Here is a 15,039-nt window from a genome sequence, read left to right on the forward strand (position 1 = left end):
GCACCTCGTGCGGGGGCGCCGTCGTTCACGCGTCCAGATCGCGGACGAGGGCACGGGCCGCCCGCACCGCGGTCACCGCGCCCGCGGACGTGACGTTCCCCACGACCGCGGTCGGCAGCACCCCGTTGCCCGCGACGTACACGCCGTCGACGCCCCGGACCCGACCGTCCGGGTCGACCACCGCGGTCTCGTCGTCCGCGGCGCCCGACCGGACGGTACCGGAGTAGTGCAGCGAGGAGCCCGGCGGGAGCAGCAAGGTGTTGCCCACGGCATCCGGTCCGGCGATCGCCTCGAAGGCCGCGCGCTGCGCCCGGGTCGCCTGCTCGATGAGCGCACGGTCTGCGTCCGTGTAGTCGTAGTGGATGGTCGCCCGCGGCATCCCCAGGGCGTCCGCGTCGGCGTCGGAGAAGCTGATGCGCGAGGCGGCCCGCACCTCGGTGGGGACGTAGACGCTGATCCCCACCGACATCGCCTCGGCGCGGGAGAGGTCTTCGGAGTACATCGGGCCGATGCCGATCTGCCAGTGGAACGGCTGCGCGTCTCCGCTGTGCGGGATCCACAGGGAATCGCTCATCCACTCCCCCTCGCCCGGTATCGGCACCTCGACGTCGCCGAGGCGCTGCGGCTCGACGAACACGCGGCCCGTCACGAACGCATGCTCGTTCAGGTAGCGGCCGAGGGCGGGCGGACGGATGCCGGAGGCGAAGAGCAGCTGCGGCGAGCGCAGGGCGTCCGCGGCCACGACGACACGATCAGCGAGGACGACACGTCGTTCGCCGGTGCGCAGATCCTCCGTCTCCACCCCGGACGCCCGTCCGTCCTCGTGCACGATGCGACGGACGAGCGTGTCCGCGAGAAGGGTGACGGGGCTCTCCGGCGTGCCGAGCCCCGGGAGGATCGTCGAGGGATCGGTGCGCCGCCGGTCGGCGTCATGAGAGGCGAAGACCCCCATCGGCATGACCTGCGGGTGGCGCCCCGGTGCGCAGACCGGACCGAAGGCCTCGTCGAGCGCCTCCAGGACCGCCGTGCCCGCCGGGGTGGGGCCGAACCGGTCGGTCGTGATGTGCAGGAGCTCGCGGACGCGGCTGTAGTCGGCATCCCAGTCCTCCGCGGCGGCCGCGGGGATCTCCGTCCCCCACGGCGTCGGGCAGGCGGCGGTCCAGTGCGATCCCATCCCGCCGACGTTCCATGCGCTGGCCGCAGCGGGCATCTCGGCAGCGTCGTTACCGAGCGCGGAGAAGGTGTACAGCCCCGGGGTGGCGGAGGCGGCACTCTCGAACGCCCCCGCGGTGGCCGCCCCCACGTACATCGACTGCACGCCCGCGGCGACATGTTCTCGATAGGAGTTCCGCGTGCCGGGATCACTGGCGCTGTGCAGGTGGCGGCCGGGCTCCTCCCCGCCGAGAGGGCCGGCCTCGATCACGGTGACGCGCGTTCCCGGTCGCCGCCGCAGGACCTCCCGGGCGACGATCGCCCCCATGATTCCGCTTCCGACGATGGCTACTTCGGTGCGCATGCGCCTCTCCTGTACGTGTCGATTCCGGACTGCGATCGACATTGTCACGGACGCCACCGGGGCTCGCGGCACCGAGGTTTCCGAGGTGTAACGGATGCCGCGCCGCGATGTCGTGAATGTAAATTCTATCAACAATCGAGGTTTTGCCTCTGAGTTGCATGCATACCCTGGTCACGCACGGCGCTCTGCCGCTGCCGACCCGACTGAGCTCCACCCGGCCCGCCCCCTCTTGCCCCGCTGGAAAGGTTCCTCATGCCCCCTGCTCTCCGCGCACGACGCGCACTGCTGACGACCGGCGCCGTCCTCACGGCCGCCGTCGTCCTCGCCGGCTGCGGCCGCTCCGCCGACACCGGATCCGCCGCTGCCGCCGACGTGACGATCGACGACTCCCCCGCGACCGGAACCATCGAGTTCTGGGCCGGTGGGGCCGACGGCGAGGCCCTCAAGGGCTTCCTCACCGCCTTCACCGACGACAACCCCGACGTGACCGTCAACATCACCTCGGTGCCCGACTCCGAGATCGACACCAAGATCACGGCGGCCATCGCCTCCGGCAGCGTCCCGGACATGACCTTCCTGTACTCGCAGACCCAGGCGAGCATGCTGGCGACGGACGCGTTCGCGGCCGTCCCGAGCGACCTGGTGGACGGCGACGACTTCTTCGACAACATGTGGGAGGCCGCCCAGTACGACGGCGCCGCGCACGCCGTGCCGTGGTACACGTACGCGCAGGCCCTCTACTACCGCAAGGATCTCGCCGAGGCCGCCGGCATCGAGGCGCCCGCCACGTGGGCGGACTACGCCGCGTTCTCCCAGGGCGTCCAGGGGCAGGGCGCCACCTGGGGCATCGGCCTGTCGGCCGAGTGGAACCAGTACAGCGCACAGCAGTTCAACGACTTCAGCATCCAGGGAGGCGGCGCTCTCATCTCGGACGACCAGAAGAGCTGGACGCTGGACACCCCCGAGAACGTCGAAGCGATGGAGACCCTGATGGGGCTCGTCGCCGACGGGTACGCCTCGGCCGACGGCCCCACCTTCCTCGACACCACGCCGTGGTTCAGCTCCGGTCAGATGGCGTCGTACGTCACCGGACCCTGGTTCCCGGGCTGGCTCGACGAGGCCAACGGCGAGGGCTGGTCGGCCGACCACGTGGGCGTCGCCCTCCTGCCCGCCGGCCCCGGCGGCTCCACGTCCGCGCTCGGCGGTGGCAGCCTCGTGGTCCTCGACGACGCCGAGAACGCGGATGCCGCCTGGAAGCTCGTCCGCTGGATGTCCGAGCCCGAGACGCAGCTGGCCTGGTACGACACCTTCGGCAACCTCCCCGCCGTGGAGTCCGCCTGGGAGGACCCGGCGATCGCGGACGACCCGCTGCTGACGACCATCAAGGAGGCCATCCCGCTGGCATCCTCCGTTCCGGCCGTCCCCGGCTGGAGCCAGGTCGCCGCGATGCTCGGCGCCGAGATGGAGCGGGTCGCGCGCGGCCAGGCGACCGCCGCAGAGGTGCTCGCCGACGCGCAGGCCAAGGCCGATCAGATCGGGACGGGCGTGGAGTAGGAATGGTCACCGCCCTTCCGGTGCGGGTCGAGGCGGTCACCGGCCGCCTCGACCCGGACCCCGGTCCCCCCGTCACCCGTCGCAGCCGTCGCCTCGGGGCGGCCAAGGAGTCGCTCACAGCGTGGGCGTTCCTCACGCCGACCCTCGTCGTCGTCGCTCTCTTCACCGTCATCCCGGTGATCGCGGCCCTCGCCTTCAGCTTCACCGACGTCGGGTTGCGCGACCTGCGCGACCCTCTCGGCGTCGACGTCGTCGGCTTCGACAACTTCGCCGCGGTCCTCGCCGCCCCCGACTTCCAGCGTTCGGTCCTGAACACCGCGCTCTTCGTCGTCATCGGCGTCCCGGCGACGATGGCCTGCGGCCTCGCCCTGGCGATCCTGCTCAACACCGGCATCCGGCGCCTGCGACCCGTCTTCCGCGCGGCAATCTACCTCCCGGTGATCGCGAACATCGTCGCCGCGTCCATCATCTGGAAGTACGCCCTCTCGCTGGACGGGCCCATAAACGAGGCCCTGTCGAGCATCGGGCTGGCCGGCCCCAACTGGCTGGGCGACCCCGCCTGGGGGGTCACGAGCGTCATGCTGCTGACGGTGTGGCGCAACGTGGGAACGGCGATGGTCCTCTTCCTCGCCGGACTGCAGGCGATCCCGGAGGAGGTCTACGAGGCCGCGGCGATCGACGGGGCCGGAGCCTGGCGGCGTATCGTCCACATGACGCTGCCGCTGCTGCGCCCGACGACCCTGCTCGTCTCGGTGCTCATCACCGTCATGTACATGAACATCTTCGAGGAGCCGTACCTCCTCACCGGCGGCGGTCCGCTCGGGTCCACCCGATCGATCTCGCTCTGGGTGTACCAGCAGTTCGGGTTCGGCAACATCGCGGCCAGCATGGCCGGGTCGTTCGTCCTGATCCTCCTGGTGGCCGTGGTGAGCGTCGTGCAGTTCCGGATCCTGAGGCCGAAGCACTGATGCGTACCCGACACCTCACCAGCGCGCTCCTCTACACGGCGATCTCGATCGTCTGCGCGCTCATGCTCATCCCGTTCGCCCTGGTGCTCTTCGGCGCGTTCAAGAGCCAGGGCGAGTTCACCTCCGACCCGGGGGCCTGGCTGCCGCGCTCCTTCGGCAACGTCGACAACTTCGTCGCGCTCTTCGACCGCGGCTTCGGCACGTACCTGGCGAACGGCGTCATCGTCGCGGTGATCGTCGTCCTCGCCAACCTGCTGTTCGGCTCGATGGCCGGCTACGCCCTCGCGAAGCTGCGCTTCCGCGGACGCGGGTTCGTGTTCGTGATGGTGCTGGCGACGATGATGGTGCCGATCGTCGCGGTGTTCGTGCCGCAGTTCCTCGTCGCGGTGCAGCTCGGACTCGTGGACACCCTCATCGGGATCGCCTTCCCGATGCTGGTCCTGCCCATCTCGGTGTTCATCATCCGCCAGTTCGCCCACTCCATCCCCGAGGAGCTCTTCGAGGCGGCCCGGCTGGACGGCGCGGGGGACGTCCGCGTCTTCGCGACGATCTTCCTCCCGCTCCTCACCCCCGCCCTGGCGACCGTCAGCGTGCTCACCTTCCTCAGCGCATGGAACGCGTTCGTCTGGCCGCTCGTGATCGCGCAGTCCCAGTCGACGTACACACTGCCCGTGGGGCTCGCCATCGCCGCGCAGGCGAATCAGACGACCGAGTACGGAGTGCTGCTGGCCGGCGCGGTGGTCGTTCTCCTGCCGGTTCTCGTCCTCTTCCTGTTCCTGCAGAAGTACTTCGTCCAGGGCATCGCCGCGACCGGCATCAAGTGACCCCTCCCCCGAAAGGACCCGCATGATCTCCCGCTCCCGCGTCGCCCTCAACCCCATCCAGTGGACGAGCCTCCCGCCCGACCCCGCCGTGCCGGGCAGCAAGAGCCGCTGGCGCTACGGCGAGCCCTCGTTCCGCTCGGAGTACCCGGACGTGCTGCGGGCGGTCGCGGCAGCCGGCTTCGACGCGACCATGATGGAGGTCCTGGACACCCAGACCCTCCAGGAGTACGCGCGCATGATCGCCGACGCCGGACTGCGACCGGCCCCGGGATACGCATCGATCGGCCTGCCCGAGGACCACGGCCTCGATCTCCGGCCGGGCACGGCGGAATGGATCCGCTGGTTCACCCCCATCCGCCGGAAGGCCGAGGAGTCGAACTTCTTCGGGCTCGACTCCGTCTTCCTCGCGCCGGAGGTGAACTACGTCCTGCCGCGATGGTCGGAGCGGGCGGCGGTCGGACACCGGTCGGACCCCGATCGTCTCAAGCGGCAGATCGACGTCCTCGCCGAGGCCGCCGGCATCCTGCAGGAGGAGGGCGTGCGCGCCGGCCTCCACAATCACGTGGGCACGTGGATCGAGACGGAGGACGAGATCGAGACCGTGCTCGACGCGATCGGGCCCGACCTGCTCGGCGCGTCCTTCGACATCGGGCACCTCGCCTGGGCGGGAATGGATGCCGTCGAGATGACGCGCCGTCACGCCGATCGCATCCTCGACCTGCACGTGAAGGACCTGCCCGCCGAGGCCGTGGAGCGGTGGCGGCGGGAGCCCCGGCCCTACACCGACGTGGCCCTGGAGGACTTCTTCCGCGAGCCGGGCCGCGGCGACCTCGACGTCGACGGCGTCATCGCCGCGCTTCCCGAGGATTTCGGCGGCTGGATCATCATCGAGGTCGACCAGGTGCACGGGGATCCGGATGCCAGTGCTCGCGCCAGCCGCGAATGGGTCGGACGCACGTTCGGTCCCTGAGCGACGCCCGGCGGCCGGCCCACCCCGGGCGCCACCCCTCCCGCCGCGCCGTAGCCTGGGAGGGTGACACTCCCCTTCGACGTCGACGCCGTCCGCGCCGACTTCCCGATCCTCGAGACCGAGGTCGACGGCCACCCGCTCGTCTACCTCGACTCCGGCGCGACGAGCCAGAAGCCCCGCGCCGTCCTCGATGCCGAGCGCGACTTCCTGTCCCGGGCGAATGCGGCGGTCCACCGGGGCGCGCACACCCTCGCGGCCGAGGCGACGGAGCTGTTCGAAGACGCCCGCGTCACCGTCGCCGAGTTCGTCGGCGCCGAGCCGGAGCAGATCGTCTGGACCTCGGGTGCCACCGGCGGTCTCAACCTCGTCGCCGGGTCGCTCGGGTACGCCGGTCGCCTGCGCGAGGGCGACGAGATCGTCGTGACCGAGGCGGAGCACCACGCGAACCTCATCCCTTGGCAGGAGCTGGCCCGCCGCACCGGCGCGCGCCTGCGTCACATCCCCGTCCGCGAGGACGGCACCCTCGACATGGATGCCGCCGACTCCCTCATCGGCGCTCGGACCAAGGTCCTCGCCTTCCCGCACGTCTCGAACGTCCTCGGCATCGTGAACCCCGTCGCCGATCTGGCCGCGCGGGCACAGGCGGTCGGCGCGCTGACCGTGCTCGACGCCTGCCAGTCCGCACCTCACCTGGCCCTCGACCTTCCGGCATCCGGAGTCGACCTCGCCGTGTTCTCGGGCCACAAGGTCTACGGGCCGTACGGCATCGGCGCGCTGTGGGGCCGCGACGAGGTCCTCGACGCCCTGCCGCCGTTCACGACCGGCGGCTCGATGATCACGACGGTCACCCTGGACGAGGCCGAGTACCTGCCGCCGCCGCAGCGCTTCGAGGCCGGCACGCAGCCGGTGTCGCAGGCCGTCGGGTTCGCCGCCGCCCTCCGCTGGCTCGGCGCGCAGGACCTCGCCGCCGCGCACGCGCACGAGGCCGCGCTCGAGAGGCGCATGCGGGAGGGGCTGCGGTCGATCCCCGGCATCCGTCTCCTCGGAGACACGGATGCCGCCGAGCGCGTCGCCCTGCAGGCCTTCGCCGTCGACGGGGTGCATGCCCACGACGTGGGGCAGTTCCTCGACAGCCGCGGCGTCGCCGTGCGAGTCGGACACCACTGCGCGCAGCCGCTGCACCGCCGGTTCGGCCTCACGGCGTCGGTCCGCGCGAGCGCGGCGATCCACACCACGGCGGACGAGGTCGACACGTTCCTCGACGCGGTCTCCGGCGTGCGGTCCTTCTTCGGGGCGGAGGTCGCCGCATGAGCGGGCTCGACGCGCTGTATCAGGAGCTCATCCTCGACCACGCCAAGAACCGGCGCGGCTTCGGCCTCGACGAGCCCGGCGCGCACAGCGCGACCGTTCACCAGCGCAACCCGATCTGCGGCGACGAGATCACCCTCCGCGTCACCACCGAGGACGACCGTGTCGCCTCCGTCACCTGGGAGGGCGCCGGCTGCTCGATCTCGCAGGCGTCGGCGTCGATGCTCGTCGCGCTGCTCCGCGAGGACGGAGGGGACGACGGGATGCCGCTCCCCGACGCCCAGGCGCTGATCGACCGGTTCCGCGAGGCGCTGCGTTCCCGCGGGAAGATCCCGCTCGACGAGGAGACGTTCGGCGACGCGTCCGCGCTGTCGGGCGTCTCGAAGTACACCGCGCGGGTGAAGTGCGCGATGCTCGCGTGGGTCGCGCTCGAAGAGGGCCTCCGCCAGGCCTGACCCGCGAGCCCCCGCCGCACCGCTTCGGTCCCCGTCCGCCGCGCGCCGGAATCGGACGGCCGCGCCGCATTCGGAGCAGAATGCCCGTGGCATCCGATTCCGCCGCTCGCATCCGATTCCGCGACAGGCCTGCCGCGCAGCACTAGCCTCTCGTCAGACGACACGGAGGGATGCCATGGCCACCGGCGGAGCAGGATTCAGCGACCAGGAACGCGCGGCGATGAGACAGCGCGCCGAAGAGCTCGCGGCGATGAAGGGCCTCAAGGGCCTGGCGAAGCTGCAGAAGGAGAACGAGGCCTGCCTCGACGCGATCGAGAAGCTCGAGGGCACCGACCGCGCGATCGCCGAGCGCGTGCACGTGATCGTGCTCGAGGAGGCGCCGCACCTGAACCCGAAGACGTTCTACGGTTTCCCGGCCTACGCGAAGGACGGCAAGGTCGTCGTCTTCTATCAGCCGGCGTCGAAGTTCTCGACGCGCTACGGAACGGTCAGCTTCGACGAGACCGCGCAGCTGGACGACGGCCCGATGTGGCCCGTGTCCTTCGCCGTCCTCGAGGTCACGCCCGAGGTGGAGCAGCGCATCCGCGACCAGGTGCGCCGGGCCGCGCCCGCGGCCTGACCCGACCCGCGAGGGAAGGGGAGAAGGGATGCCACGAGCTCGCGGCATCCCTCCCGCCTCAGTGCACCAGCTCGCGCTCCAGACGCTGGAAGCTCTTCTCCATGCCGTCGACCATGCCCGTGGCCAGGACCATGTCGCGGGTCGCGGCGTCGGGGTACGCGATGAGCAGGGTGAGGAGCGTCGCGCCGTCCTCCTCGTACAGCGACAGGTCGTTGGTGGTCGAGGGGTAGTCGGTTCCGGTCATGTGCTCGGTCTGGACGATGCGGCGCGGCTCGTCGATCAGCAGCGTCTCACCGTCGAAGCCGAAGGCCTCCCCCTCGGTGCCCGCCTCCGGCTCCCAGGCGAGGCGATAGCGGCCGCCGACGGAGACGTCGACCTCGCTCACCGTCATACGCCAGCCGTCGGGTCCGAGCATCCAGCGCCGCATCAGGTCGGGGTCGGTGTGCGCGCGCCAGACGAGCTCGCGCGGCCCGTCGATGAGGCGGGTGATGCGCACGTGCTGGTCGCTGAGCACCTCGATCCGCGTGCCCTTGCCCTGGGCGTAGTCGCGCAGGTCCTGCAGCACGGCGTCGAGCTGGTTGAGCGCGAGGGTCGAGCCTTCGACGGCGCCCATCGCGATGATCTGCTCCAGGTCCTCGGCGGACGCGAAGTGACTGACGCTCGTCAGCCGTGAGCCCTCCGGTGTGGCCTCGAACGCGAAGGTCATCCGCGAGCCGGGGAGGTCCTCGAGGATGGCGCCGTCGGCGTCCGCGAAGGAGTCGATGACCGTGAAGCCCCGCGGGGCGTCGATGTCCGTGAACTGCCAGATCCCGCCGGCGTTCTCCCCCTGCGGGGAGGTCATGTGGTACCTCGCCCAGCCGCCCGGGGAGAAGTCGAAGGTGTCGAACGTGGCGGGCCACCCGGGAGGGCCCCAGAACCGCTCGAGCTGCCGCGGGTCGGTGAAGACGCTCCACAGCCGCTCGGGTCCGACCGGGAAGTCGGCGATGAGGGTCATCGTGAGCGACTCGACGTCGCTGGTGACGGAGGTGACGGGCATGACGTACTCCTTCTTCGGAGGTCGGTGTGTCTGCTACTTCGGAAATCGGTGATGCCGGAGGGATGCCGCTCCGCCGGCGGTCAGCTGTCGGATGCGGGGTCGCGGGTTTCTTCGGCCAGAAGGGCGTCGAGCCGGTCGATCCGGCTGCGCCAGAGGTCCTCGTACGACCGCAGCAGTCGCTGCGCCCGCTCCAGGCCCGCGGGGTCGGCGCGCACGAGTCGGGTCCTCCCCTCCGCTCGCTTGGTGATGAGGCGCGCCGCGGCGAGCACCGCGACGTGCTTGGACACGGCCGCGAACGACATGGCGTAGCCCGCGGCGAGATCGGACACCGACTGCTCGGCGACCAGCGTGCGTCGCACGATGTCGCGTCGCGTCGCATCGGCGAGCGCGTGGAACACGCAATCGATCTCCGCGTCATCGACTGTCCGTTGTTCAACCATTTGGTTGCACGTTAGCACCGCCGCCGCACCCCGGCAAGAGGTGCGTCTTACTGCGGCGGCTCGCCGAAAGCCCGCACGGAGACGTCCTCCCACTCGCGCCACGTCCGGATGCGCTCCTCGTAGATGTCGATGATCGGCGCCACGGACTCGCCGAGGACGAGGCGCCGCGGCGGACGGGGCGCGTCGACGAGGGCGAATACCGCGGGGATCGTCGCGATCGGATCCCCGAGGCGGAACGACGACGGGTCGGCCGCGCGGACCGGCACGTAGGCCGGGAGCTCCTCGCTGGAGCGGACCGCGCCGCCGAAGCCGGTCTCGTAAGGACCGGGCTCGAGGCAGGTCACATGGATGCCGAAGGCCCCGACTTCTTGAGCGAGGGATTCGCTCAGGCCCTCCAGCGCCCACTTCGACGCGTGATAGGCGCCGATCCCGGGGAACGCCCGAATGCCGCCTTCGCTGGTCACCTGGACGATGTGCCCCGCGCGCTGGTCGCGCAGGACGGGAAGCACCGCCTGCGTCACCCACACCGCGCCGAAGAAATTCGTGTCCATCTGCTCCCGCAAATCCTGCTCGGTGAGCTCCTCGACCATTCCCCACTGGCCGTAGCCGGCGTTGTTGAGCACCACGTCGATGCGACCGAAACGACCGACTGCGTCGGCGACGGCGCCGAACACCGCCCGCCGATCGGTGACGTCCAGGTCGAGCGCGAGCACCGCGTCGCCGAACTCCTCGGCCAACGGCGCGAGCCGCTCCGCACGTCGGGCGGTCGCGACCACCCGGTCGCCGCGCCGCAGCGCCGCCTCCGCCCACAGGGCGCCGAACCCGCCGGCCGCGCCGGTGATGAACCAGACCTTCATCCGAGCCTCCTTCGTCGATGAGAACTCCTCCACTCTCATCTCTGCAGGGATACGCCACCAGCGAATGGTGCGCGTATCAGATAGTCCGGAACGGAATACTAAGGAAATGCCGTTCGACGTCCACCCGCAGCTCTTGCGGGCCCTGTGCGCCGTGATCGAGCAGGGGTCCTTCACCGCCGCCGCCGAGCGTCTGGGGTTCACGCAGTCGGCGCTGTCGAAGCAGATCGCCAGCCTCGAGACGATCGCCGGCGCACCCCTCGTCGAACGCCATGCGCGGGGCGTCCGCCCCACCGAGAGCGGACGGCGCATCGCCGCCCGCGCGGCGACGGTCCTCGATCAGCTGGACGCCATCTCTTTCGACCTCGAGCGCGAAGAACGTCTCCTCCAGGGCACGGTGACCCTTGGAGCGTTCCCCGCGGCGGCGGTCCAGCTCGTCCCGCGCGCTCTCGCGCGACTGCGGGCGGAACATCCGCATCTGCACGTCGACTTCCACGAGTCGTCCACCGAGACCCACCTGCGCCGGCTGCGCGCCGGCCGACTCGACCTCGCCATCGTCGCCGTGGGCGCGGATGCGACGAACGAGACCAGCGAGGGGATCGACCTCGAACCCCTCCCCGCGGGGCGGCTCCGCGTCGCCGTCGCCGCCCACCACGAGCTCGCCGCCGCCGGAACCGTCACCCCCGACATGCTCGCCGAACAGGACTGGGTCGTCGGCCGACCCCGAGCGGCGGAGGCGCACTTCGGCGCTTGGCCGACGCTCCCGTCGCCGCGGATCGTGGCCTCGCTGACCGACTGGTCCGCACGCCTCGGCTTCGTCGCCGCCGGACTCGGCGTGACCACCGTCCCCTCACTCATGGCGGGATCCCTCCCCGCCGGCGTCGTCACGATCGCCGTCGACGACCCCGCACTGACGATGGGCGCGCTCTCCCTGGCGTCCCCCACGGCGAATGCGACACCGGCCGTCGAGGCCCTGCGCCGGGTGCTGCGCCAGGAGGCGGCATCCATCGCCCTTCCCCGGGAGGCCTAGGACCGCGACGGTTCCCCGGAATGCCGGCGTCGGGCTGAAGGAGTCAGGATGCCGCGCCCTCGATCGCGTCGTACCGGGCTCGGGCCGCCTCCACCTCGGGGAGCTTCTCCGTCGTCCACGACAGCAGCGACTCGATGAGGCGGTTCAGCGACGTGCCCGGCGGCGCGATGCGGTACTCGACGGCGATGGGCCGCGTGTCGAGGATCACGCGCGTGATCATGCCGTTGCGCTCGAGGCGTCGAAGGGTCGTGGTCAGCGACTTCTGGCCGATGGCGGGGACCTCCCGGCGCAGGTCGTTGAACCGGTGCGGTCGTTCGCACAGACGGTCCAGTACCTGCAGTGACCACTTGTCGAGGATCTCGTCGAGAAGCTGCCGATGCGGAGCCTCGACGTACAGCAGGTCGGCGGACGCGGTGTCGTTCACGGAACCTAGTCTCGTTGAAGTGCTCTTCCTACACCAGGTAGACCAGAGGAACTACCTACGAGGAGGACCCGTGTCCGTCGATCGACTCACCCCGCCGGGGATGTTCCAGCCCGTCCCGTACCACCACGTCGCCGTCGGGACCGGCACCCGTCACATCCATGTCGCGGGTCAGATCTCGCGCAACGAGGAGGCCGACCGCCTGTTCCCCGACGACCTCGTCGGGCAGGTCGGGCAGGCCTTCCGGAACGCGGCGAAGGGACTGGCCGCCGCCGGAGCGAGCTTCGACGACGTCGTGCGGATGCGGTTCTTCCTCACCCGTTCCCGCCCCGAGATGTTCGAGGACTTCATGGCCGGCATCGAGGCGGTCCGTGCCGAGCTGCAGCTGCCCTCCCCGCTCCCGCCGTTGTCGGCTATCGGCGTGGACTTCCTCTTCGAGCCCGACGTCCTGGTCGAGCTGGAGGTCTACGCCGTGTTGCCGTGAATCGGGGCGGCGCTAACAGGCGCCCGGTCCGCCGTCAAGACAGGTGGCGTCCGCCGCGGTCCGGGGAGCAAGCTCGGCGGATCACCTCCACCGAGCACGGGAGAACATCATGGCGACACCGGTCCGCACCGCACTCCTCGTCCGTCTCGAGGCCCTGCCCGGCAAGGAGGACGACGTGAGGGCCTTCTTGAACCAGGGGCTGTCCATCGTCGAAGGCGAGCCCAAGACCGTGCGATGGTTCGGCCTGCAGTTCGGGCCGACGTCGTTCGGCATCTTCGACGCCTTCCCCGACGAGGACGGGCGCCAGGCGCACCTGTCCGGCAAGGTCGCCGCCGCGCTCGGCGAGAACACAGGCGTGCTGTTCGAGGTGCGCTCACTCGAACAGGTGGACGTCGTCGCCGAGAAGCAGCCCGCGTAGGGGGGGCGACCATGGAGCACCGCCCGTTCGGGCCCCTTCCCTCCGATGTCGCGGTGATCGGCCAGGGCACCTGGTACATCGACGACGCCCACCGGCCGACCGCCGTGGATGCGCTGCGACGAGGACTGGACCGCGGCATGACGCACATCGACACCGCCGAGATGTACGGCGACGCCGAGATCGTGGTCGGAGAGGCCATCTCCGGCCGGCGGGAGGAGGTCTTCCTCGTCTCGAAGGTCCTCCCGAGCAACGCCTCCCGGGACGGGGTGATCGCCGCGTGCGAGCGATCCCTCCGCCGCCTGCGGACCGACCGGCTCGACAGCTATCTGCTGCATTGGCGCGGCTCCCATCCGCTGGAGGAGACCTTCGCCGGCTTCGAGCGCCTGCGCGAGCAGGGGAAGATCCGGTCGTGGGGCGTCAGCAACTTCGACGACGCCGACCTCGACGAGGCCTGGGGAGCGGGCGGGGAGGGCCGGCTGGCCTGCAACCAGGTGCTTTACCATCTCGGCGAACGCGCGATCGAGCACGCGGTGCTGCCGTGGTGTGCGGAGCACGACGTCGCAGTGGTGGCGTACAGCCCCTTCGGGCACGGCGACTTCCCGGGTCCGCAGACGCCGGGCGGCCGGGTGCTCGAAGACATCGCCGCAGCGCACGGGGCGACTCCGCGTCAGGTGGCGCTGCGCTTCCTCGTCCGGCATCCGTCGGTCTTCGCGATCCCCAAGGCGTCCAACCCCGCCCACGCCGACGACAACGCGGGAGCCGGAACCCTGCATCTCACCGATGCCGAGATCGCACGCATCGATGCGGCCTTTCCGCGGGGATCCCGGCCACGCCGCCTTCCCATGCTCTAGCCGTCGTCGGGCACGAACCTGGGATCACGGGCGTAATCCGACCGGCGCAGGTCGAGCGCCGCCCGCACCTGCGCCGGGCACGCCGCCCGCGCAACTCCTGAACCCGGCGACGAGAGCGACGAGGTCACGCCGCGATCCGCCGAGATCCCGCGGCGCCGGCGCCCGCGCAACTCCTGAGTCCTGCCATGAGCGCGACGAGGTCACGCGGCGATCCGCCGGAATTCCGCGGCGCGGGCGTCACGGCGCGCGGCCCGGGCGCCGGAACTCAGGAGTTCGGCCACACCGCCCCGTCGCACACGCGGGCGTCCCCGCGCGCAGCCCGCGCCCCACAACTCAGGAGTTCGGCGACACCACCGCGCCGCACACGCAGCACACCGGCGCGCGGCCCGCCAGCCAGGTCTCAGGAGTTCGGCGACACCCTCCCGACGACCCCCGGCGCCAGATCCTCCACCGCCCCGTCCGGCAGGACGACCCACCCCTCCCGGCGGGCGACGTCGAGAGCACCGGATGCCGGACGCGCGAACATCCCGAGCGCTCCCGCGCGGGTGGACAACGCGGCGACGAGCGCGTCGAAGGCGTCCGCCTTCGCGATCGCCAGCGGCGCGAACCCGCCGAGGTCGAGCCAGGGAGCCCGCGCGGCCAGCACGTCGAGCAGAGCGCGGCGGCGGGCGGCATCCACCCGGTATCCCTTCGTCTCGAAGCCCCACAGGCGCAACGATCCGCCGGGGTACACCTCGAACAGGCGCCCCTCGGCCGCACGGTCCACGGGGAAGCCGGCCTCCGCCAGCCGTCGCAGCAGCCCCGCCCCGCGCAGGGCGGTGACGCCGAGACGGTCGGTCGAGACGCTCAGCGGCCACCGGCCGATGCGCTCGAACACCACGTGGTCGGTGCGGCGGTAGACGAGCGGGCGACGCCAGTCCGGGCCGCCGTCGACGGGCCCGAGCGACGGCGTCGTGTCGGCGTGGTGCGCGCCGACGAAGTCGACGAACGCGTCCGGCCAGCCGAGCGGGCAGTCGATCCCGAGCCACGCGTCGCCGGCGGAGACGGATGCCACGATGTCGGCATCCTGGATCCCGATCTCGAGCCGGGCGAGCCGGGCTGCGCTGCCGGTCCAGAGGATCTCGGCGAGCGCCGTCCCGGGGGTCCCGGCCGCGAGGTCGACTCCGACGGTTCTCATCCCCACGAGCCTAGGCCGATCAGCCTCGGCTCTCGGCGCTGACTTGTCACAGGTGTACGCGCGAGGTCCCACCGCGCGTGCATCTGCGCCACGTCAGCGGACTTGGAGCGCGCC

General features: G+C 71.1%; 17 protein-coding genes. 11 read left to right on the top strand and 6 right to left on the bottom strand.

Annotated features, from left to right (window positions below; all coding sequences use genetic code 11):
• Positions 1-25: 25 nt before the first annotated feature.
• Positions 26-1,516: a GMC oxidoreductase gene (locus ACO03V_RS02770; protein ID WP_423136526.1), complete on the bottom strand. Its 1,491-nt coding sequence runs from the start codon at positions 1,514-1,516 to the stop codon at positions 26-28.
• A gap of 252 nt (positions 1,517-1,768) precedes the next feature.
• Here ACO03V_RS02770 and ACO03V_RS02775 point away from each other — a divergent pair, with 252 nt between their 5' ends.
• The 7 genes from ACO03V_RS02775 to ACO03V_RS02805 all read left to right on the top strand — a co-directional run bounded on the left by ACO03V_RS02775 (position 1,769) and on the right by ACO03V_RS02805 (position 8,214).
• Positions 1,769-3,070 (top strand): extracellular solute-binding protein, encoded by a 1,302-nt coding sequence (locus ACO03V_RS02775; RefSeq protein WP_367734011.1) that lies wholly within the window; start codon positions 1,769-1,771, stop codon positions 3,068-3,070.
• A gap of 2 nt (positions 3,071-3,072) precedes the next feature.
• Positions 3,073-4,038, top strand: a complete 966-nt coding sequence (locus ACO03V_RS02780) for a carbohydrate ABC transporter permease (protein WP_423136527.1) — start codon at positions 3,073-3,075, stop codon at positions 4,036-4,038.
• Positions 4,038-4,862 (top strand): carbohydrate ABC transporter permease, encoded by an 825-nt coding sequence (locus ACO03V_RS02785; protein ID WP_423136528.1) that lies wholly within the window; start codon positions 4,038-4,040, stop codon positions 4,860-4,862. Before ACO03V_RS02780 ends, ACO03V_RS02785 begins: the two co-directional genes overlap by 1 nt.
• Before the next feature lie 22 nt (positions 4,863-4,884).
• Complete coding sequence (locus ACO03V_RS02790) at positions 4,885-5,832, top strand: sugar phosphate isomerase/epimerase family protein (RefSeq protein ID WP_423136529.1); 948 nt, start codon at positions 4,885-4,887, stop codon at positions 5,830-5,832.
• A 63-nt stretch (positions 5,833-5,895) separates the two neighbouring features.
• Positions 5,896-7,143 (top strand): aminotransferase class V-fold PLP-dependent enzyme, encoded by a 1,248-nt coding sequence (locus ACO03V_RS02795; RefSeq protein ID WP_423136530.1) that lies wholly within the window; start codon positions 5,896-5,898, stop codon positions 7,141-7,143.
• A complete protein-coding gene (gene sufU, locus ACO03V_RS02800) occupies positions 7,140-7,595 on the top strand; it encodes a Fe-S cluster assembly sulfur transfer protein SufU (protein WP_423136531.1) in 456 nt (151 codons plus the stop codon). The genes ACO03V_RS02795 and sufU overlap by 4 nt, the downstream gene beginning before the upstream one ends.
• A 175-nt stretch (positions 7,596-7,770) precedes the next feature.
• Positions 7,771-8,214 carry a hypothetical protein gene (locus tag ACO03V_RS02805; RefSeq protein WP_367733993.1) on the top strand — a complete coding sequence of 148 codons (444 nt, stop codon included), beginning with the start codon at positions 7,771-7,773 and terminating at the stop codon, positions 8,212-8,214.
• Between the two features lie 58 nt (positions 8,215-8,272).
• On the opposite strand, the gene ACO03V_RS02810 is transcribed toward ACO03V_RS02805, so the two are convergent.
• The 3 genes from ACO03V_RS02810 to ACO03V_RS02820 all read right to left on the bottom strand — a co-directional run bounded on the left by ACO03V_RS02810 (position 8,273) and on the right by ACO03V_RS02820 (position 10,547).
• Entirely contained in the window at positions 8,273-9,250 is a 978-nt protein-coding gene (locus ACO03V_RS02810; protein WP_423136532.1) for an SRPBCC family protein, read from the bottom strand.
• A gap of 80 nt (positions 9,251-9,330) precedes the next feature.
• Positions 9,331-9,690: an ArsR/SmtB family transcription factor gene (locus tag ACO03V_RS02815; protein ID WP_423136533.1), complete on the bottom strand. Its 360-nt coding sequence runs from the start codon at positions 9,688-9,690 to the stop codon at positions 9,331-9,333.
• 47 nt (positions 9,691-9,737) lie between these two features.
• Positions 9,738-10,547, bottom strand: coding sequence for an SDR family NAD(P)-dependent oxidoreductase (locus tag ACO03V_RS02820; protein ID WP_423136534.1), 810 nt, complete (start codon positions 10,545-10,547; stop codon positions 9,738-9,740).
• Between the two features lie 106 nt (positions 10,548-10,653).
• Between ACO03V_RS02820 and ACO03V_RS02825 the strand changes: the two genes are divergently transcribed.
• Positions 10,654-11,574 carry a LysR family transcriptional regulator gene (locus ACO03V_RS02825; RefSeq protein WP_423136535.1) on the top strand — a complete coding sequence of 307 codons (921 nt, stop codon included), beginning with the start codon at positions 10,654-10,656 and terminating at the stop codon, positions 11,572-11,574.
• 43 nt (positions 11,575-11,617) lie between these two features.
• Here ACO03V_RS02825 and ACO03V_RS02830 read toward each other — a convergent pair whose 3' ends face one another.
• The gene (locus ACO03V_RS02830; protein ID WP_423136536.1) at positions 11,618-11,998 is read right to left on the bottom strand and encodes a winged helix-turn-helix transcriptional regulator; all 381 of its coding nucleotides are present in this window, start codon (positions 11,996-11,998) and stop codon (positions 11,618-11,620) included.
• Between the two features lie 70 nt (positions 11,999-12,068).
• Here ACO03V_RS02830 and ACO03V_RS02835 point away from each other — a divergent pair, with 70 nt between their 5' ends.
• The 3 genes from ACO03V_RS02835 (at position 12,069) to ACO03V_RS02845 (ending at position 13,748) form a co-directional block, all read left to right on the top strand.
• Positions 12,069-12,479, top strand: a complete 411-nt coding sequence (locus ACO03V_RS02835) for a Rid family hydrolase (RefSeq protein WP_423136537.1) — start codon at positions 12,069-12,071, stop codon at positions 12,477-12,479.
• A gap of 109 nt (positions 12,480-12,588) precedes the next feature.
• Positions 12,589-12,897, top strand: coding sequence for a putative quinol monooxygenase (locus ACO03V_RS02840; RefSeq protein ID WP_423136538.1), 309 nt, complete (start codon positions 12,589-12,591; stop codon positions 12,895-12,897).
• Positions 12,898-12,908: 11 nt separating this feature from the next.
• Positions 12,909-13,748: an aldo/keto reductase gene (locus tag ACO03V_RS02845; RefSeq protein WP_423136539.1), complete on the top strand. Its 840-nt coding sequence runs from the start codon at positions 12,909-12,911 to the stop codon at positions 13,746-13,748.
• 400 nt (positions 13,749-14,148) lie between these two features.
• Here ACO03V_RS02845 and ACO03V_RS02850 read toward each other — a convergent pair whose 3' ends face one another.
• On the bottom strand, positions 14,149-14,925 hold the full coding sequence (locus ACO03V_RS02850) for a DUF429 domain-containing protein (protein ID WP_423136540.1): 777 nt from the start codon (positions 14,923-14,925) through the stop codon (positions 14,149-14,151).
• Positions 14,926-15,039 lie beyond the last annotated feature (114 nt).

Source organism: Microbacterium sp. HMH0099 (assembly GCF_049384025.1).
In the GTDB taxonomy this organism is placed as follows: Bacteria; Actinomycetota; Actinomycetes; order Actinomycetales; family Microbacteriaceae; genus Microbacterium.